The organism is Zoogloea oleivorans (assembly GCF_008107625.1).
Taxonomy (GTDB): domain Bacteria; phylum Pseudomonadota; class Gammaproteobacteria; order Burkholderiales; family Rhodocyclaceae; genus Zoogloea; species Zoogloea oleivorans.
Genome location: NZ_SDKK01000010.1, coordinates 203,603 through 220,926, shown reverse-complemented (window position 1 = coordinate 220,926; position 17,324 = coordinate 203,603). Strand labels below are relative to the sequence as shown.

The following is a 17,324-nucleotide window of genomic DNA, read 5'->3' as shown; positions in this document are numbered from 1 at the left end:
GGATAAAACAGCGGCAAACCCAGGCCGCACCGGTGGCCGCCAAGTTGCATGAGTGGCTCGTCCTGCACCGAATCAAGGTGCCTGACGGGACCGCCATCGCAAAGGCCATCGACTACAGCTTGAACCGCTGGGTGGCGCTGACGCGCTACCTGGCCGATCCGGCCTTGCCCATCGACAACAACCACGATGAGCAGCAGATCAGGCCTTGGGCGACAGGCCGAAAGAACTGGTTGTTTGCCGGAACACAGCTGGCAGGCCAGCGCGCGGCTGCCCTGATGAGCCTGATCCAAAGCGCCAAGCTCAACGGGCTCGACCCCTACGAGTACCTGCGTGATGTGCTCACGCGGCTGCCCACACACAAGGCCAGTCGGATCTCGGAATTACTGCCCCACCGCTGGGCAAGCGTACGCGCTGGCTGAATTCAAAAGAAATTGAAGCGTATTCGTGTCCACGTCGTTCGGCGTGGACACGAATACGCTATTTGGGCTGCCCGGGGGAGATGGGGTGGCCGGACGCTTACATTTCAGCTACTGGATGCGGGGTGAAGGATTGAGTGCCGCGGGTATCGATCGAGCACTCATCGAGCGCTTCCTGCAGCATCACCTGCCGACGTGCGCCTGCCCAGCACCTTGCCGATCCGATGTGAAGGAGATGCGGGCGGCTCTCCATCATTTGCTGGACCTGCTCCCCGGAGCGGATCAGGAAGAGGCTACGACGTCGGCCTGCACTGCAGCCGAGCTTGGGCGCTTCGACGATCATCTGCGCCACACCTGCGGATTGGCACCGCTGACCTGCACCTATCGTTGCCGGCACGTCGCGGCATTCCTGGCCAGTTGTTTCGGGACTGAGCCCCTTGAGATTGGACGGCTGACTGCTGGTGATATTGATGCCTTCCTGAAGGGCTTGGCTGCCCGCTGGAAACCCGCCTCACGCAAGGTGATTTTGCACGAGCTTGCGCAGCTATTCCCGCTTCCGCCCCCTCCTGGGCGACGACACCCGCTTACTGTCCGCGTCGCTGCCGGCCATCGCAAACTGGCCACGTCGGCATCCGCCGAAGGTCCTCACGGACAGCCAGATCGAGCACTTCCTGCACGCCTTCGATCTAACTGATCCGGTCGGCCTGCGCGACCATGCCATCGCCCGCTGCCTGCTCGATCTGGGCCTGCGGGGCGACGAGGCCACGCATCTGACGCTGGATGCCGTGGATTGGCGCAACGGGATCGTGACGCTCCACCGGACCAAGAGCCAGCGCATGCAGCACCTGCCCTTGCCGGTGCAGACGGGTGAGGCGCTTGCCCGCTACTTGCGGGACGGACGTCCGCAGACGGATAGCCGTGCCCTGTTCATACGCCACCGGGCCCCCTTCGGTGTCCCTCTTGGCGTAGCGGCCATCCGCAACGCGATGAATCGGGCCTTTGCCCGCTGCGCTCTGGCGGATCGGTTCTGTAATACTCACGTGCTTCGGCGCTCAATGGCCACCCGGCTGCAGAAGACCGGCGTGTCGATCAAGGAGATCGCCGATCTGCTCCGCCACCGGGATGTGAACACCGCCAGGGTGTATGCCCGCGTCGACCTGGAACGCCTGCGAACGGTCGCCTTGCCTTGGCCGGGGAGCGCATCATGAGCGCAACCATGACTTGGGCGGCCCGGGTGGAGGCCTACCTCGCTTATCGTCGCAGCTTCGGCTTTGATCTCTCGGTCGAGGGCGGCCAACTCGGATCGTTCGCCCGCTTTGCTGACCAACGCAGAGCCGAACGGCTCACGCTGGAACTGGCCACCGACTGGGCACGCGCCTCACGTCATCCCCGTCCAATCAGCTGGGCGCGCCGCATCGAGGTGCTGCGCGGCTTTGCCGCTTTCTGCCTGCGCACTGACCCGGGCACGGTCGTGCCCCCGCCAAAGCTCTTCGGCCCAGCCCATCGACGCCTGGTGCCGCATATCTATACCGCCGAGGAACTGCAAAGTCTCCTCGAAGCGACCGACCGCCTGGGCCCACCCGGCAGGCTGCGCCCGGCCACCTGCCGGACTCTCTTCGGCCTCCTGGCAGCAACCGGATTGCGCATCTCCGAAGCGCTCAAGCTGACCCGGGCCGATGTGGATCTTGAGGCGGGCGTACTCGATATCCGGGATGCCAAGTGCCACCAGCGCCGCTTCGTTCCCCTGCATGCGAGCGTCACTGTGCACCTGCAAGCGTATGCGCAGCTGCGGGACCAGCTCGTCCCCGGCTCGGGCTGTGATCGCTTCTTCCTACGTGACGATGGCCGGGCCATTGATCAGCGGAGCATGCTGTACGCGCTGCACCGGGTGTGTCGCCAGTTGGGCTGGCAAGTGCGTGGGGACCATGCCCATCACCGGCTGCACGATCTGCGCCACACCTTCATCGTACGTAGCGCACTGCGCCTCTACGAGCAAGGGGGCGACGTCGAACGGGGCCTGCCGGACCTCTCGATCTACGTCGGACACGCCAGGGTGGTCGATGCAGAGTTGATTCTTGGCTTCCTGGCTCACCTGGAAGCCGAGCGCCACAATGCAGTGCGTAGCCGCAATGCGCGGCTCGCTGCGGTCCGCGCCTTTGCCCGGTACGTCGCGGTCCAATGCCCGCCAGCCCTGCTGCTCGCCCAGCGCATCCTGGCCATCCCGATGAAACGCTTCGACAGGCCGCTGCTCGGGTTTCTCTCTCGCGGCGAGGTGCAAGCACTCCTCACAGCTCCTGATCCTGCAACCTGGTGCGGTCGCCGGGATCGAGTACTGCTTCAGTTGCTCTACAACACGGGTGCCCGGGTCTCCGAGCTCATTGGCATCCGCGTCTGCGATCTGGAACTCGACGTCACGCCATCGGTGCGCTTGCATGGCAAGGGACGCAAGCAGCGCACCGTGCCGCTCTGGAAGGAAACCGTCGTGGAGATCCGGCACTGGCTCCAGTCCGCGGGCCTGCAGAAGGACCAAGCGCTGCTGCCCAATCGATGGGGAAAGCCGATGACCCGTTCCAACGTCGCCGAGCGACTCGCCCGGGCGGTGAGTGCGGCAACGCCGCGGTGTCCGTCGCTTCAAGGACGGGGCATCTCCCCGCATACGCTGCGCCATACAACCGCGATGCATCTGCTGCAGGCCGGCGTCGACCTGACGGTCATTGCCCTGTGGCTTGGACACGAGAGTCCGGTGACGACGCATGGCTACGTCGAAGCGGATCTGGCCATGAAGGAGCGCGCCTTGGCCGCGATCGCGCCTCCTGAAACCCGCGGCACACGCTACCGGCCGACTGATGCGCTGTTGAAGTTCCTGCAGGCCCTTTGATTATGCGCAACCGACAAGGGCGGGACGCCGCAGATAGGGCGGCCCGCTGCCGGCGACTCAACATAATTACGGACTGAACATAATTGCGCTTATGCCAAGTTCAGCATAAGCGCAAGAACTGGCTCTTTGCCGGCTCGCTGCGCGCCGGCAAGCGGGCGGCGGCGATCATGAGCCTGATCCAGTCGGCGCGCCTCAACGGCCACGAGCCCTTCGCCTATCTGAAGGATGTCCTCACCCGCCTGCCGACTCAGCCGCAGAGTCGGATCGGGGAACTGCTGACGCATCGGTGGAGGTGGGCTGACGCAGCAACGCCCTGAGGCTCTCGGTCAAGATGGGTTGGCCGGGGGCTTACCGCGCTGCGCCGAACGCCCCCGTGAGATCGGCGTGCCCCACCCGGAAACTACTGCCGGGTATGGAGCCGAAGAATAAAGTTAAAGCTGGAGGTGGAGTGTTTCCTTTAACTCTTCCATTACGATGTAGCTGCTCGACTCCGAGGCGGGAGGAAGCTGGAGCAGGATATGGCTGAGTAGTTTTCGATAGTCCGACATCTCTGCCAAGCGGGCTTTGACCAGATAGTCAAAATCACCCGAAACCATGTGGCATTCCATAATTTCAGGAAGCAACTGCAATTTTTGCTTGGCTTTATCGAGGGCGTCGCCGGACTTCGATCGTAATCTGATCTCCACGAAAACAAGTAGCTTTAGGCCTAGTGCATGCGGATTTATATGGGCATGGTAGCCAGATATGATCTCTTCGCGCTCCATGCGGCGCACGCGCTCTGTACATGGCGTGGCGGATAAGCCAACGCGAGTGGCTAGATCCGTCATTGTCATGCGGCCATCTCGCTGCAGGTTTTCAAGGATGTGCCGGTCTATCGGATCAAGGTTGCGCATTTATCTGCTTCTTCTCTGGCTTTTCAAGGCGCAGGAGTTGTCGAATTTATCATCGAAGGGCTGGGCGATCTTTACTCGACTGAAAGTCGGCACATCCGGCCTTGGCGGCCGGTGTGAATTGAGACTCCGACGTTGCTCGTGCGCTAATTAGTTGTCCATCGAAGCTGGGCGTTTCTCAACTGAGTTTGGTCTGCCATGGTGATGGTGTTTACGCGTTTCAACGTCACTCTTCAGTTCTTCAGCCTTCTTGCGCTGTTCCGGCGTCAGCAACAGGTAAACCTGGTTTGCACCAGCCGCATGGATTTCAGAAATTGCAGCCATGGCGTGTGCGCCTTTCTCGGCCAGCGCTTTTGTTTTTGCCGCATCGTACTTGCCGGAGAACGTGAGGGCATGTAGTTCTGCGCGAGCGTTTCGGGCTTCCTTGGCTTTCTCTCTCAGCATGGGAGCCTGGTCATGCAGGATCTTGAAAGCCTGATCATGCTGGGCCTCGGTAAGCTGGAGATGTTGCAGGAGGCCGTGCATGGAGGTGCCGCGTCCGGGCCCGAATTCATCATGCGCCATCGGGCCATGTGGTTCGGGGCCGCCACAGCGCTCCCCGCTGCCTTTCGCCTGGGCTGCCAGCGGAATGGCGGTTGTTATTGCTGTTGCCATCAGTATGGATATCAGAATCTTCCTGCTGATTTTCATGGTGTTCTCCATCGATTGTTTGTCAGGGCAGTGGTCAGGTTTTTGTGTATTTCCGGACCAGAAAAATCTTCACATTGGTGATTGTTAAAAGCGGTTATCGGAACGGTAAATGCGGGTAAAGGTCTGCTTCAAAGAGGAGTCTGGATTGGATTTTCATTCAGTGCCCTGTTAATCACTGCTTGCGGAATGTAAAGGGGGGTAAAAGCGGGTAAAGGCTCTGTGCTTGTGCCCTTTAGGCCAAAGGGCACTCGTATCATTGGTGGCGTAATCCCATGAAGGCAGGTGCAGGATGAGCAAGGTTTTGCTGGTGGATGACGACGTGGAGTTGTCGTCCATGTTGCGCGAGTACATTGAGCGAGAGGGCTTTGAGGCCGATGCTGTTCATGACGGCGAAGCCGGCGTGGTCGGGGCGCTTTCCGGTGCCTATGCGATCGTTGTGCTCGACGTGATGATGCCGCGCGTTGGCGGGGTCGAAGCGCTAAGGCGTATTCGCGCTCAAAGCCGGGTTCCGGTGTTGATGTTGACCGCCAAGGGGGATGACTTGGATCGCATCATCGGGCTGGAGCTCGGTGCTGATGATTACGTGCCCAAGCCCTGTACACCGCGGGAGCTGGTGGCGCGTTTGCGTGCCATATTGCGGCGAACCCAGGACGTGCCCACCAGCGAGTCGGCGAGCGGTCCGCTGACGGTAGGTGGGCTGCTCATGTGGCCGCAAATGCGGCGTGCCCAGTGGCACGGCAGTCCCCTCGAATTGACCAGTACCGAATACAACCTGCTCGAGTTGCTTGCCCGCAATGCCGGTCGCGTGGTGAGCAAGGTCGAATTGTCCGAGCAGGGGCTTGGTCGTTCGCTGGCGCGTTTTGACAGAAGTATCGACGTTCATCTGTCGAGCATCCGTCACAAACTCGGTGCGCGGCCCGACGGCCGCTCGTGGATCGAGACTGTTCGCGGGCTGGGCTACCAGATGGTCCGTGAATGAGGCTCGGGCGTTTGTTCTGGAAGTTTTTCTTCGCGTTCTGGCTGGCTTTGTTGCTCGCTGGAGCGGGGGTTGGTGCCGCCATGTGGCTGCATCATCAAGGTGAAATCGAGCGACTTCGGCTGGAGCGTGACCCGGCTCTGGCCGGCGGACCAAGGGCGGCCACGCTCGTCTCGGCTGCTGCTGCCGTTCTCAGCCATGGAGGCGTCCAGTCGCTACGCGGACTGTTGGCCGATTTGCCTCAAGAGCGGGGAGGGCCGCTCCTGGTTATTGATACGGAGGGGAGGGATTTGCTGGGGCGGCCGGTGGCACCGGAAACGGTACTGGCAGCCCGTGCGGGGGCCGATTCCGGTGATCCGTGGCAATCGGTACGCCGGGTGACGAGTCCGGATGGTGTGTCTTACCTGCTGTTTCTCCCTGCCTCCGGGGAAAGCCCCCGTCGTTTCGGCGCGCGCGGAGGTCCTGGGCTGCCCTTCGAGCGGCGTGGTCCCCCCGGGCCGGATCCTTTGGTGCCAGTGGTCATTGGGTTGATCGCCAGTATTGTCTTTAGCCTCTTGCTCGCCTGGCATCTCTCCAAGCCGATTCGTCATTTGCGCTGGGCCCTGGGGGCGGTCGCCAGCGGCAAGCTCGAGACGCGTGTCAGGCCATTGATGGCTGGCAGGCGTGACGAAATCAGTGATTTGGGCCAGGATTTCGACCGCATGGCGCAGCACCTTCAGTCCCTGATTGGGGCTCAGCGGCGTCTGCTGCATGACGTTTCCCATGAGCTGCGTTCACCGCTGGCGCGTCTGCAGGCGGCGATTGGCCTGGTCAGGCAGGATCCGGCCAGGCTGGAAGCCAGTCTTGACCGTATCGAGCGGGAGGCGGTGCGCCTTGATGAGTTGGTCGGACAACTGTTGACCATTGCCCGTCTTGATGCTGGTGTGCGCGACGCCCGGGAAGAGTGCATTGATCTGGTGGATCTGGCCGCCGCCATTGCCGATGATGCCCGCTTCGAAGCGCAGGCCCAAGGGCGTGAGCTGAGCTTCGAGGGTGTGGGTGATGCAGCGCTCGTTGTGAGGGGGGAGCTGATTCAGCGCGCCTTCGAGAATGTCATCCGCAACGGCGTGAAGTACACCGGTGAGGGCTCGACGGTAGAGGCATGGGCTGGCGCGGAGGCGGGGCGTTTTGTGCTGCGGGTGGCTGATCGTGGCCCCGGCGTGCCCGAAGCCGATCTCGAGGCGATCTTCGAGCCTTTCTATCGGGGTCTGAATGGGCAGGCTACCAGTGGTTTCGGGCTCGGTCTGGCCATCGCAAAGCGCGCGGTGGTGGCCCACGGAGGTCACATCCTGGCCGCTAATCGGGTTGGCGGCGGGCTGGTGGTGGAGATCCGTTTGCCCCTTGCTGCAGATTCGCTCAGAAAGGGATAGGCGGCGGCTCCGGCAAGCTGCTAGAATGCGCGCCGTGGCGGGTCTCCCCGCATTGTAGCGCGGTGAACCTGGTCAGGGCCGGAAGGCAGCAGCCACAGCCGTTTCCTGCAAGTGCCGGGGGTCAGGCTCGCCACCCTGAATTCCAAAGGGCGCCTTGACTGGCGCCCTTTCTCTTTGTAGCGCATGCTCGTCGGCCCGGTGCGTGGGCCTGATAGAATTCCGCCATGGCTTATCAAGTACTTGCCCGCAAGTGGCGCCCGCGCAGTTTCGAGACGCTCGTTGGCCAGGAACACGTGGTCCGCGCGCTCACCCACGCACTGTCCACCGGCCGTCTTCACCACGCCTACCTGTTCACCGGTACCCGCGGAGTTGGCAAGACGACCATCTCGCGCATCCTGGCCAAGGCGCTGAACTGCGAAACCGGCGTTACGGCCACGCCGTGCAACCAGTGTTCCGCCTGTGTCGCCATCGACGCCGACCGTTTTCCCGACTACGTGGAAATGGACGCTGCCTCGAATCGGGGCGTGGACGACATGGCCGCGCTGCTCGATCAGGCGGTGTATGCGCCGGTGCAGGGGCGTTACAAGGTCTACATGATCGATGAAGTGCACATGCTCACCGGGCACGCCTTCAACGCCATGCTGAAGACGCTTGAGGAGCCGCCGGAACACGTCAAGTTCATCATCGCCACGACCGATCCGCAGAAAATTCCGGTCACCGTGCTGTCCCGCTGCCTGCAGTTCAACCTGAAGCAGATGCCGCCGGGGCACATCGTCAGCCACCTGACCCGCCTGCTTGAGGCCGAGGCGGTGCCCTTCGAACCGGGCGCTCTGCGCCACATTGCCAAGGCCGCCAGCGGTTCGATGCGTGATTCCCTGTCACTGCTCGACCAGGCCATTGCCCATGGCGCCGGCAAGGTGGAGGAGCAGGCCGTGCAGGACATGCTCGGCACTGTTGGCGATGATCACCTCTATGCCGTGCTGGATGCGTTGCGCGCCCATGATGTGCAGGCGCTGATGGCTGCTGTCGATGCGATGGAGGCGCGCAGCCTGTCCTTTGATTCGGCACTGCAGTCCCTGTCCAGCCTGATCCACCGTATCGCCTTGTGCCAGTTGGCGCCAACGGCCTTGACGGACGAGTTCGAGGCAGCGCGGCTTGCACCCTACGCCGAGGCCTTCGACCCGGAATTCCTGCAGCTGGCCTACCAGATCGCCATCCATGGCCGCGACGAGCTGGCGCTGGCTCCCGATGAGGTCAGTGGCTTCTCCATGACGTTGCTGCGTCTGTTTGCCTTCCGCCCGGAGCAACCCGCTGCCCTGGGGAGCGTGCTGGCCGCAGGCGGGGGGCAGGGGCAGGCCCGGCAAGTGCCGACTGAGGCGCCCCAGGCGACAAGTGCTTCCGCGCCGCGAATTCCGCCTGCTCCTGCGGCGGTGCGTTCGCCCATGCCGGCAGCTGTCGTTCCGCCGCCCCGTGCTCCGGAAAAGTCGCCTGCGCCATCGCCCCGCGTCGAGACTCCGCCGCCTGCACCTGCGCCCGAACTCGTCAAGCCTGTTACGCCGGCTTCGTCCGTGCCCGATTACGGCAGCAGCGTGCCGCCCTGGGAAGATCTGCCGCCGGAGGCTGACGAGCACGCCCCGCTGCGTCCGGTGTCGGCGCCTGCTGCAAAGATCGAGCTTGCTGCGCCGGCCCTGGTCGAGCCGCCGATGGCTGCGCCAGTGTCGCCCGCCGTCAGCGCTCCGTCCGGTGCTGCCGACCCGCTGCCGGCGGTCATCGACTGGCATGCGTTGCAGGACCAGATCGGCCTGGGCGGTTTCAACCTGCAACTGGCCCAGCACAGCGAATTGCTCGGCGTGAGCGACAACTGCTTCAGTCTGCGCCTGGCCAACGATCAGAAGCATCTGCTGCAGATCAACCGCAACGGCGCCGAAAAGCTGCAGGAGGCCTTGTCGGCTTACTTTGCGCGTCCGATCCGGGTCAGTATCGAAGTTGGTGAAATCAGCACCGAAACGCCCGCTCAGCGCAATCAGGCCGATAGGGCCGAGCGTCATGCGGCGGCCGTCTCGGCCCTCAGGCAGGACCCCTTCGTTCGCGAATTGTTCGAACGCTTCGATGCGACGCTGGAAGAAGCGTCGGTCAAACCCCTTTAACCCTATCTGGAGAACGTCACCATGATGAAAGGCGGCATCGCAGGCCTGATGAAACAGGCCCAGCAAATGCAGGACAACATGAAGAAAATGCAGGACAGCCTTGGCGATATCGAGGTCGAAGGCCAGTCCGGCGCTGGCATGGTGAAGATCACCATGACCTGCAAGCACGACGTCCGTCGCGTGGTCATCGATCCGTCGGTGATGGACGACAAGGAAATGCTCGAAGACCTGGTTGCCGCTGCCGTCAACGACGCCGTGCGCCGTGTCGAGTCGACGACCCAGGAGAAGATGTCCGGTTTCACCTCCGGGCTCAATCTGCCCCCTGGCTTCAAGCTGCCGTTCTGAGCGAGGGCCGGAAGGCTTCATGAGTTCCCCCTCCAGCCTTGATGTGCTGATCGAAGCCCTGCGCTGCCTGCCGGGTGTGGGGCCCAAATCTGCCCAGCGGATGGCCTTTCACCTGCTGCAGCGCGATCAGCGCGGTGCGGCACGCCTTGCCACGGCCTTGGGGCATGCACTTGAGGTCTTGCGTCACTGCTCCCGCTGCAATACCTTCTGTGAAGAAGACATCTGTAACCGCTGCGCCAACCCGCAGCGTGACGCCACCCAGTTGTGTGTAGTCGAGATGCCTTCCGATCTGGCCATGCTGGAGCAGACCCACAGCTACCACGGCATGTATTACGTGCTGATGGGGCGCCTCTCCCCCCTGGATGGGATTGGCCCCCGGGAGTTGGGCCTGGAGAAGTTCCTGGCACGCGCCTGTGACGGTGCCGTCCAGGAAGTGATTCTGGCCACCAACTTCACTAATGAGGGTGAGGCCACCGCCCACATGATTTCCGAGCTCCTGCGCAGCCGGGGCATCCGGGTCAGCCGCATTGCCCGGGGCATTCCCGTGGGTGGTGAGCTGGAACACACCGATACGGGCACCATTGCCCAGGCGCTGGTGGAGCGCCGCACGCTCTGATGGATGTCCGCGCCGGGCTTTAGCCCGGTGTCTCAGAACCCCAGTTCCCGCACCCCGACGGCAAGAATCCTGTTCATTGCAGTCGGTAGCCACGCGCGCGCCTCGCCGGCAATCCGGACTTCGCCGACGGTGATGCGCTGGAGGGCGGGCGATTCGTCGACAAGAATACGTACCCGGTAGAGGGATTCCCGGGGCGTCCTGCCCGCCGCCGGACCCTGTTGCTGATTCGGTAGTGTGGGGATCGGCCCTCCGGCTGTTGCATCAAGCGCCGGATGGGGCAGGCTTGTGCTGCGCGTGGAGTCGACCTCCACCACTTTGCCATGCAGGATGCCGAAGGGTTGGCCGGCGGGATGGAAGCGGGCTGCATCGCCAGGGCGGATCCTGTCCACATCGGCTTCAGGTATGAAGGCCTCGACGATCCAGCGTGTCGGATCGATCACTACTGCCAGCGCCTGGCGGGGCGCAACCCATACGCCCGGCGCGAGGCCGGCGTCCACGTCCAGCAGCTGCCCCTTGAACGGGGCCACGAGCTGCAGGCGGGCGGCTTCATCGCGAAAGGCGCTGGCTTCGGCCGCGTACTTGTCGTGCTGCCCCTGCAACTGGGCGCGCCGCTGTTCCCCGTCCGCCAGGCCGCTGAGGCCAGCCAGCTCCCGTTCGCTGCTTTCCCGCTGGCCATCGGCCCGCCGGGCCGAGAGCACCAGCTCGGGTGACTCCACTTCGAAGAGCACTTGCCCGAGCTCGACCTGGCCGGCAGTGGCCATACGAACCAGGCGGCCCGCCAGCGGGGCGTGTACGGTGTGCTGATGCTCTGCGTGAAGCCAGCCGGCGCCGGCCAGACTGCCAGGCCAGGGGATCAGGCCGGCAAGGATCAGTATGAATGCAGCGATCAAGGCTCCGCGTTTGCGGGAAGTCGGGATGTCCTGGTGCCGGCTCCGCCATTCCCGCATCTCCGCCATCAGCGGGCGGACTACGAACCAGCCGATCTCCACCAGAAAGAGCAGGATGCCCAGCGCCTTGAAGAACATGTAATACACCGCCACCGCGATGCCGATGAAGACGCCCAGACGGTACAGCCAGGTGACCAGGGCAAAGACGATCAGGCCTGCGTGCTGGCCCGGTGGAAGGCGCTCCGGCCAGGGCTCGGCGAGCCCGGCGATGTGGCGTCGCAGCCAGGAGCGGGCCAGGTTGCCGGCCCGCTCGTGCAGATTCGGCATGTCGAGCAGATCGGCCAGGATGAAGTAGCCGTCGAAGCGCATGAAAGGGCTGGCATTCACCGCCAGGGTCAGCACCCAGCTGGTGGTGGCGAGAAAGAACAGGGCGCTGCGCAAGGGGCCGTCCGGTACCAGGCTCCAGGCCAGAGTGGCCAGGCCTGCCAGGGCCAGCTCTGCCAGCATGCCGGCACTGGCGATGGCCAGGCGCTGGCGTGGATTGGCGAGCTTCCAGCTTTCGCTGGTGTCGGTGTAGAGCATGGGCCACAGCACGACCAGCGCCACGCCCATGTGGGCCACCCGCACGCCGTAGCGTGTCGCGGTGAGGGCGTGGCCGAACTCGTGCAGGGCCTTGGCGCAGGTCAGGGCCAGGGCAAAGCCGATCAGGCCGCCGGTGCTCAGGTTGTCCACGAAGCTGGTGCGGAAGCTGTCCCACTGACGCCCCGCGAGGAGCAGGCCGGCCAGACTGAGCAGTGCGATCAGGACGGCGGTGGCGGGCTGGTAGAGCCAGTCCAGCCGCGGGGCAATGCGTCCGAGCCAGTCCTGGGGGCGTGCCAGGGGCAGGCGAAAGAACAAGTAATGGTGGAGCAGCCAGGTGAAGGGGGATTCCTGCTGACGCGCTGCCCGTTCGGTGAGGCTCCGGACACCCGCCTGGGTGGCAATGCGCAGCAGGCTGTGGCGTTCGAGGAAACGGGTCAGGGCTTCGAGGTCGCTGCTATCGGGTGCCAGCGTGGTTTCTGACTGGATGGACTGGACGACGGCCGTCGGCGAGCCCAGGCCCCAGCGGGCGAGCATCTCGAAGTCCAGCCAGCCGATGCGATAAAAGCGGTTGCACACCGGGTCGTGGATCATCCACGCCGGCGAGCCGTCGCCATTGGCCGCGGCCGGCAGCAGGCGCAGTTCTTCCCGCAGGGGAGGGAGCAGGGGTGTCACAGACCGGTCCATTCCCGCAGGCTGGCGAGGGGGCGACGCATCACGTAGTACGCCAGGGGTGCCCAGCCGCCCGATACCCGTGCCGTGCCCTTAAGGCCGATGCGTGGTGTTTCACTGTCGGTGAAGCGGCCACGCAGGCGGTAGGACGCCACCCCGTCGGGGCTGGTCACGGCCTGGTAGCTGGTCTGCAGGAGTTCGCCATCCAGGGGCGAGAGGGGCTGGGTGTGCAGGAACAGGCGCAGGGGGGCGCCGGCTTCAAGGTTGAGGGCATCTCCCACCGGCAGCCACACCAGTACACCGGCGTCGCGGGGGTCTGCCAGCTGCATGACCCGTTCGCCGGTCTGCACGGGCCGACCGAGCCAATCGTTGGGATCGCCGAAAACGGCAATTCCATCCCGCTCGGCCCGCACCTCGATACGTCCGAGCAGCTCGCTGATGGCCGCCAGTTCGGCCTCCTTCTCCTTGACGCGCCCTTGGGCTGCAGCCATCTCGGCCTTGCTGCGGGTGTCATCGAAGGCCTTTTGCTGGGCTACCAGCGCGTCGGCCTGGGCAATGGCCAGCGCCTTGAGGGCCACTTCGCGACGGTTGAACAGGGTCGTGTCGTCCAGGGAGAAAAGAGGCTGGCCGGCCTTCACCGGGACATTGGGCTGAACATGGAAGACCTTGATCACCCCATCCTGTGGCGCGGCGACTGCCGGCGCGTGGAGGGCCACGACTTCTGCCGGAGCAAGGGTGGACAGCCGCACCGGAATGAGCAGGCTGGCCGCCAGGGCGAGGGCCGTCCACCGTGCCGCCCGGGTGTGGCGCCACTGCCCCAGGCGTTCGATGAGGTGGGGTTGGCTGCGCGACAGGGCCCAGGCGCAGTAACCGTAGGTGGCATGCAGCCGGGCCACGAGGGCTTTTTCATCGTCCAGCCAGGGCTGCTCCCTGGCGTAAAGGGCGAGCCCGACCCGGGTGCCGTCCGGGGCACTCAGGGGAACGGCGAGCAGGTGGCCGGGCAGCCATTCGATCCAGCCGTCGGCGATGTCATCAGCGGCGTCAGCCAGATCGAGGGGCGTGGGACCGTCGAGCGCTGGCAGGCTGCGCACATAGCGGGACAGCCAGGTGGTGTAGGGCGAATCCTCGGCCACCGATACCAGGCCCGAGGCCGCGGAGAGGCGTAGTGTGCCGAGCGCGTCGCACAGGAAAAGTGCGGCTTGACGATAGGGAAAGAGCGCCAGGCTTTCGTTGGTGAGGGTGAAGCCGAGGGTCGTCAGGCGGGTGGCCGCCCGGGCGCGACCCTCCAGATGCAGCAGGGTTTCGAGGGCCGGCTGGCTGAGCAGGGCCGGCGCCGTATCGGGTGCGGCCACGGCTTAGCGGGGAGGGAAGACGGCAGTGCCACTCATGCCGGGAAGCAGCTCCGGGTAGTTGCCGGCCAGGGTGGCTTCGAGTTCGACGGTCTGGCTGACCGAATCCACCCGGCTGTTCACCGCACTGACCTTGGCGGGGTAGCGCTTGCCGGTTTCCTCGATGGCGACTTCGAAGGCGAGGCCGGTCTTGAGATGACCCAGCCAGCGTGAGGGCGCGTTGAGGCGCAACTTGAGCGGGCCGGCCTTGACCAGATCCACCAGGGGCTGGCCGGCGGTGACGCTCATGTGGCTGCGCACATGCACCTTGGCCGTGCGGCCGGACCAGGGAGCCGTGATGCTGCATTGGCTCACCTGGGCCTGCTGCAGGGCGACCTGGGCGCGGGCCTTTTCGGCAGCACTGAGCGCCAGATTGATTTCCACGTCACCGGCTTGTTGCAGGGCCTGCATGCGCTTCTTCGCGTCGAGCTGTTCGACGGCGGAAGCCAGTTCGGCCTTGGCGATGCGCAGCCGGGCATTGGGTTCGTCGCATTCCAGGCCGATCAGCACCTGCCCGGCGCCGAAACTGGAGCCGAGGGAGGTGTTGAGGCTGCGGATGCGCCCCGGGATGGGGCTGGCCAGTGTGGTTTCCCGGTCTGGTGTGAGCAGTACGCGGATGCTCTCTCCGGCAGGGGCTGCTGGCGGCGCAACGGCCGCGGCCCGGGACGGAGGGGGCGTCTGGGCTGCGGCCGGCAGGCTGCCGACGACGGCCAGGCCGAGGAGCATAAGGCGGGTGAGGCTCACTTGGCCTCCACGGCGCTGCCGGCCTGGGTGGCGAGGGCAAAGGCGTCCTTCTCTGCCTTGCGCAGGTGCTCGCCAATGCGACCGCTGAGGGTCTTCAGGTCGTCCTGCTCGAAGTTGTCGGGCAGGGGGTCGAGGCCCACCGAGTTGTAGATGCGGCCGTAGGCGATCTGGGCGTTGGCGTAGGCGTTGGCGCGCTGGTAGTTGCCGAGGAGGGCGCGCGTCTGGGTGCGCACCGCTTCCAGGTCGCTGTCGAGGCGGGCTGTCACGGAGGCCTTGGCGTAGTCGGCGAGGCGCTGATCCACCTGAGCGCTGGTGTCGGCGATCTGCAGGTCGGTCATGGCCAGGCGGTAGCGCTCCACGCCGACGCGGACCTGGGTCAGGATGGCCATGGCCAGGGCCATGCGACGGGCTTCGTCGGTCTTGACCTGCTTCTCCTGGGCCTTCTCGAGGGAGGGCAGGGCGGCGAGGCGCATCAGGTTCCAGGACATGCGCAGCCCGCCCTGGATCCAGCCTTCGTTGTAGAGATACTTGTTGGAGTCGTACTGGGGGCCGACATCGAAGGTGACGCCGGGCAGCATGGAGAGCAGCTGCTTGCGGGCTTCGTCGCCGGTGATGCGCTTGCGCAGGTCTTCCTCGCGCAGCTCGGGGCGTTGGGCGAGGGCCATGTCTTCGAGGGCTCGGACGTCGGCAGGGACCTGGGGCAGCGGGGCTTCCCGGTTGTCGGCTACGGTGAACGAGGTGCCCGGCGGTACGTTCATGAGGGCGGCGAGCTCGCGCTTGGCGTACTCGAGATCCTGCCGGCGGAGGTTAAGCAGGGAGGTGGCGTCGAGCAGGGCGCGCTGGTAGTTGAGCGCCTGGACAGGCGGGATGATGCGCTGGCTTTCGGCGTCGCGGGAGCGCTGGAGGGCATCGTTGGCGCGCTTCAGGACTTCTTCGGCCTGGGCCGACAGGCGCTGGGCGCCGAGGGCGCGCCAGTAGGCGGCGCGGACGTCCTGGAGCATGTTCTGCACGACCTTGCGGCGCCGCTCCTCGGCGATCAGGAACTGGTCGGCCTGCTGTCGGGCACGGTAGTAGGAGACACCGAAGTCGAGCAGGTTCCACGAAAACTCGGCACCGGCGAGCCAGTGGCGGCGCTCTTCGGAGGTGGAGGGGCGCAGGGACTGGAGGCGGTCTTCGATGCCGATGCTGGTGCCGCCCGAATCGTTGTTGCGCGCCCTGTAGCCGGCGGTGGCCAGCAGCTGGGGCAGCATGTCGTAGCGGGAGTAGTCCGCCAGACCGAAGGCCAGGGCCGACTCCATCTTCTTGAGGCGGTAGTCGAGGTTGTACTTGAGGGCGCGGGCGACGGCTTCATCAAGGCTCACCGGCGCGTCGATGGGGGCCTGGTCGGCGTACATCTGTGCCGTGTCGGCGCTGATGCGGTTCTTCACTTCGTCCTGGCTGACGAGGGTCGGGGTCACCGAACAGCCGGCGAGGACAAGCGCGGCGGCAACGGCGCCGAGACGGGGGAGTGCAGCGAGGCGGCGGGTGGCGTTCATGGCGGTCGGCTTCATGGTCGTGGAGGTCATTGTCGGTGGTTTCCTGAATCAGCGCTTGGCGCTGGGCGCCAGCGGGATGCGGCTGCTCTGGGCGGTACGCGGCCGCAGGTCGGACGCGGCGTTGCGGATCTGGCTGCTGAAGCCCTCGGCAGCCTGCCGCGCCGGAGCGACGGTGCGGGTTGGCGGCGGGGCGTCGGGGGTTGCCGCTGGGGGAGCCGGTGCGTCGATGGCCGGCGCCGGGGCGCCGATGGCAAACGGGTCCATCAGGGTGCTCACGCCGGCGGCGGCCGTGTTACCGCGGCTGGCGCTCTGGGCATCGGCAATCTCCGCTTCGGCCTGGCTGAGGCGTACCGAGTGCTGGACGTGGAGAGCGTGGGTGGTGGCAATGGGTTCATGGCGCACGGCGTGCTGCACGTAGAGCGCATGACTGTCACGCAGGTAGTCGCCGAGGATGGCGCTGCGCACTTCGCCGAGCGTCGCCCGGTCTGCCAGGTTGGGGACGATGCCCGAGCCGATGCCCCGTTCGATGCTGACGTCGGCGACGCCGGGCAGCACGTGAAGGGCGGGGACAAAGGGCGGGAACAGCCGGGGTACCGGCCAGCGCTGTTCCGAGGGCTGCGAGAAGTAGTCCAGCGGCGAGAGCGGATCCGGAGTGCCCGTGGGCGGGGTGACATCCGGCTTCGGCAGGATGACGTCGGGTGTGATCTCGACCAGGGCGGTGAAGGTGTTGGGACTGACCTGGAAGAGTTGGCCATCGAACACCGAGAAGTCGAAGGTCTGGGTGCGGGTGGCAGTACCCGGCACCAGCACCAGCTTGCCGGCGATGAGGTCGGCGATGCTGATGACCTGACCTGGCACCACGGGCACGCCGTCGAGGAGCAGCCGGGCGTCGGGGGGCAGGGTGTCGATGCGTACCGACGCCATCGGGTCCTGATCCGGGTCGGCGTAGCCGAAGTCGGCCGGCGACAGGGGGAGAGGCTGCCCATCCTTGAGGGTGACGGTCTTGTCGGTGCCGGTGGGCGGGTCGTTTTCTGGTGTGACAGTGAGGGTGACGGTGGCCGTCGAGATGTCTCCGTCCGCATCGGTGATGGTGTAGGTGAAGCTGTCCGGGCCGTTGTAATTGGGCGCGGGCGTGTAGATGAAGCTGCCGTC

17 protein-coding genes, 1 other RNA gene and 1 pseudogene are annotated in these 17,324 nt (G+C 65.0%); 10 read left to right on the top strand and 9 right to left on the bottom strand.

The window, feature by feature from the left end:
* The coding region (locus ETQ85_RS12475) for an IS66 family transposase (protein ID WP_148579389.1) at positions 1–419 on the top strand (419 nt) is incomplete at its 5' end.
* Between the two features lie 97 nt (positions 420–516).
* Here ETQ85_RS12475 and ETQ85_RS12470 read toward each other — a convergent pair.
* A complete protein-coding gene (locus tag ETQ85_RS12470) occupies positions 517–759 on the bottom strand; it encodes a hypothetical protein (RefSeq protein ID WP_148579388.1) in 243 nt (80 codons plus the stop codon).
* A 193-nt stretch (positions 760–952) separates the two neighbouring features.
* On the opposite strand from ETQ85_RS12470, the gene ETQ85_RS12465 reads away from it, so the two are divergent.
* From ETQ85_RS12465 to ETQ85_RS12455, 3 genes and pseudogenes are all read left to right on the top strand, one after another.
* Complete coding sequence (locus tag ETQ85_RS12465) at positions 953–1,624, top strand: site-specific integrase (protein WP_148579387.1); 672 nt, start codon at positions 953–955, stop codon at positions 1,622–1,624.
* Positions 1,621–3,294 (top strand): tyrosine-type recombinase/integrase, encoded by a 1,674-nt coding sequence (locus tag ETQ85_RS26945; protein WP_148579386.1) that lies wholly within the window; start codon positions 1,621–1,623, stop codon positions 3,292–3,294. Before ETQ85_RS12465 ends, ETQ85_RS26945 begins: the two co-directional genes overlap by 4 nt.
* A 110-nt stretch (positions 3,295–3,404) precedes the next feature.
* Positions 3,405–3,611: pseudogene (locus tag ETQ85_RS12455) on the top strand (transposase domain-containing protein); the annotation flags it as partial.
* Positions 3,612–3,725: 114 nt separating this feature from the next.
* Here the strand turns inward: ETQ85_RS12455 and ETQ85_RS12450 are convergent.
* Both ETQ85_RS12450 and ETQ85_RS12445 read right to left on the bottom strand, forming a co-directional pair.
* The gene (locus ETQ85_RS12450; protein ID WP_148579385.1) at positions 3,726–4,187 is read right to left on the bottom strand and encodes an Lrp/AsnC ligand binding domain-containing protein; all 462 of its coding nucleotides are present in this window, start codon (positions 4,185–4,187) and stop codon (positions 3,726–3,728) included.
* Positions 4,188–4,334: 147 nt separating this feature from the next.
* Positions 4,335–4,874, bottom strand: coding sequence for a Spy/CpxP family protein refolding chaperone (locus ETQ85_RS12445; protein ID WP_187394694.1), 540 nt, complete (start codon positions 4,872–4,874; stop codon positions 4,335–4,337).
* Positions 4,875–5,163: 289 nt separating this feature from the next.
* On the opposite strand from ETQ85_RS12445, the gene ETQ85_RS12440 reads away from it, so the two are divergent.
* Positions 5,164–5,853: a response regulator gene (locus ETQ85_RS12440; protein ID WP_148579383.1), complete on the top strand. Its 690-nt coding sequence runs from the start codon at positions 5,164–5,166 to the stop codon at positions 5,851–5,853.
* On the opposite strand, the gene ETQ85_RS26230 is transcribed toward ETQ85_RS12440, so the two are convergent.
* A complete protein-coding gene (locus tag ETQ85_RS26230) occupies positions 5,832–6,050 on the bottom strand; it encodes a hypothetical protein (protein ID WP_187394693.1) in 219 nt (72 codons plus the stop codon). The genes ETQ85_RS12440 and ETQ85_RS26230 overlap by 22 nt on opposite strands.
* A gap of 309 nt (positions 6,051–6,359) precedes the next feature.
* On the opposite strand from ETQ85_RS26230, the gene ETQ85_RS26225 reads away from it, so the two are divergent.
* The 5 genes from ETQ85_RS26225 to recR all read left to right on the top strand — a co-directional run bounded on the left by ETQ85_RS26225 (position 6,360) and on the right by recR (position 10,367).
* Positions 6,360–7,259, top strand: a complete 900-nt coding sequence (locus ETQ85_RS26225; protein WP_187394692.1) for a HAMP domain-containing sensor histidine kinase — start codon at positions 6,360–6,362, stop codon at positions 7,257–7,259.
* Positions 7,260–7,295: 36 nt separating this feature from the next.
* Positions 7,296–7,394: signal recognition particle sRNA small type (ffs, locus tag ETQ85_RS12430), an RNA gene on the top strand.
* A gap of 89 nt (positions 7,395–7,483) precedes the next feature.
* Positions 7,484–9,406 carry a DNA polymerase III subunit gamma/tau gene (gene dnaX, locus ETQ85_RS12425; protein ID WP_148579381.1) on the top strand — a complete coding sequence of 641 codons (1,923 nt, stop codon included), beginning with the start codon at positions 7,484–7,486 and terminating at the stop codon, positions 9,404–9,406.
* Between the two features lie 21 nt (positions 9,407–9,427).
* Entirely contained in the window at positions 9,428–9,751 is a 324-nt protein-coding gene (locus ETQ85_RS12420; RefSeq protein WP_148579380.1) for a YbaB/EbfC family nucleoid-associated protein, read from the top strand.
* 19 nt (positions 9,752–9,770) lie between these two features.
* Positions 9,771–10,367 carry a recombination mediator RecR gene (gene recR, locus ETQ85_RS12415; protein WP_148579379.1) on the top strand — a complete coding sequence of 199 codons (597 nt, stop codon included), beginning with the start codon at positions 9,771–9,773 and terminating at the stop codon, positions 10,365–10,367.
* A gap of 32 nt (positions 10,368–10,399) precedes the next feature.
* On the opposite strand, the gene ETQ85_RS12410 is transcribed toward recR, so the two are convergent.
* The 5 genes from ETQ85_RS12410 to ETQ85_RS26220 all read right to left on the bottom strand — a co-directional run.
* The gene (locus ETQ85_RS12410) at positions 10,400–12,508 is read right to left on the bottom strand and encodes a site-2 protease family protein (protein WP_148579378.1); all 2,109 of its coding nucleotides are present in this window, start codon (positions 12,506–12,508) and stop codon (positions 10,400–10,402) included.
* Complete coding sequence (locus ETQ85_RS12405) at positions 12,505–13,857, bottom strand: efflux RND transporter periplasmic adaptor subunit (RefSeq protein WP_222862148.1); 1,353 nt, start codon at positions 13,855–13,857, stop codon at positions 12,505–12,507. The genes ETQ85_RS12410 and ETQ85_RS12405 overlap by 4 nt, the downstream gene beginning before the upstream one ends.
* A gap of 3 nt (positions 13,858–13,860) precedes the next feature.
* Complete coding sequence (locus ETQ85_RS12400; RefSeq protein WP_222862147.1) at positions 13,861–14,637, bottom strand: efflux RND transporter periplasmic adaptor subunit; 777 nt, start codon at positions 14,635–14,637, stop codon at positions 13,861–13,863.
* On the bottom strand, positions 14,634–16,202 hold the full coding sequence (locus ETQ85_RS12395) for a TolC family protein (RefSeq protein ID WP_222862146.1): 1,569 nt from the start codon (positions 16,200–16,202) through the stop codon (positions 14,634–14,636). The genes ETQ85_RS12400 and ETQ85_RS12395 overlap by 4 nt, the downstream gene beginning before the upstream one ends.
* A gap of 18 nt (positions 16,203–16,220) precedes the next feature.
* A partial coding sequence (locus ETQ85_RS26220; protein ID WP_187394690.1) for a cadherin-like domain-containing protein occupies positions 16,221–17,324 on the bottom strand: 1,104 nt, incomplete at its 5' end.

What these genes read in the sequence shown, in the direction of transcription:
- ETQ85_RS12470 (WP_148579388.1), bottom strand. Translation starts at nt 759, where the DNA reads ATGATCGTCGAAGCGCCCAAGCTCGGCTGCAGTGCAGGCCGACGTCGT.
- ETQ85_RS26945 (WP_148579386.1), top strand. Translation starts at nt 1,621, where the DNA reads ATGAGCGCAACCATGACTTGGGCGGCCCGGGTGGAGGCCTACCTCGCT.
- ETQ85_RS12450 (WP_148579385.1), bottom strand. Translation starts at nt 4,187, where the DNA reads ATGCGCAACCTTGATCCGATAGACCGGCACATCCTTGAAAACCTGCAG.
- ETQ85_RS12445 (WP_187394694.1), bottom strand. Translation starts at nt 4,874, where the DNA reads ATGAAAATCAGCAGGAAGATTCTGATATCCATACTGATGGCAACAGCA.
- ETQ85_RS12440 (WP_148579383.1), top strand. Translation starts at nt 5,164, where the DNA reads ATGAGCAAGGTTTTGCTGGTGGATGACGACGTGGAGTTGTCGTCCATG.
- ETQ85_RS26230 (WP_187394693.1), bottom strand. Translation starts at nt 6,050, where the DNA reads ATGGCTGAGAACGGCAGCAGCAGCCGAGACGAGCGTGGCCGCCCTTGG.
- dnaX (WP_148579381.1), top strand. Translation starts at nt 7,484, where the DNA reads ATGGCTTATCAAGTACTTGCCCGCAAGTGGCGCCCGCGCAGTTTCGAG.
- ETQ85_RS12420 (WP_148579380.1), top strand. Translation starts at nt 9,428, where the DNA reads ATGATGAAAGGCGGCATCGCAGGCCTGATGAAACAGGCCCAGCAAATG.
- recR (WP_148579379.1), top strand. Translation starts at nt 9,771, where the DNA reads ATGAGTTCCCCCTCCAGCCTTGATGTGCTGATCGAAGCCCTGCGCTGC.
- ETQ85_RS12395 (WP_222862146.1), bottom strand. Translation starts at nt 16,202, where the DNA reads ATGACCTCCACGACCATGAAGCCGACCGCCATGAACGCCACCCGCCGC.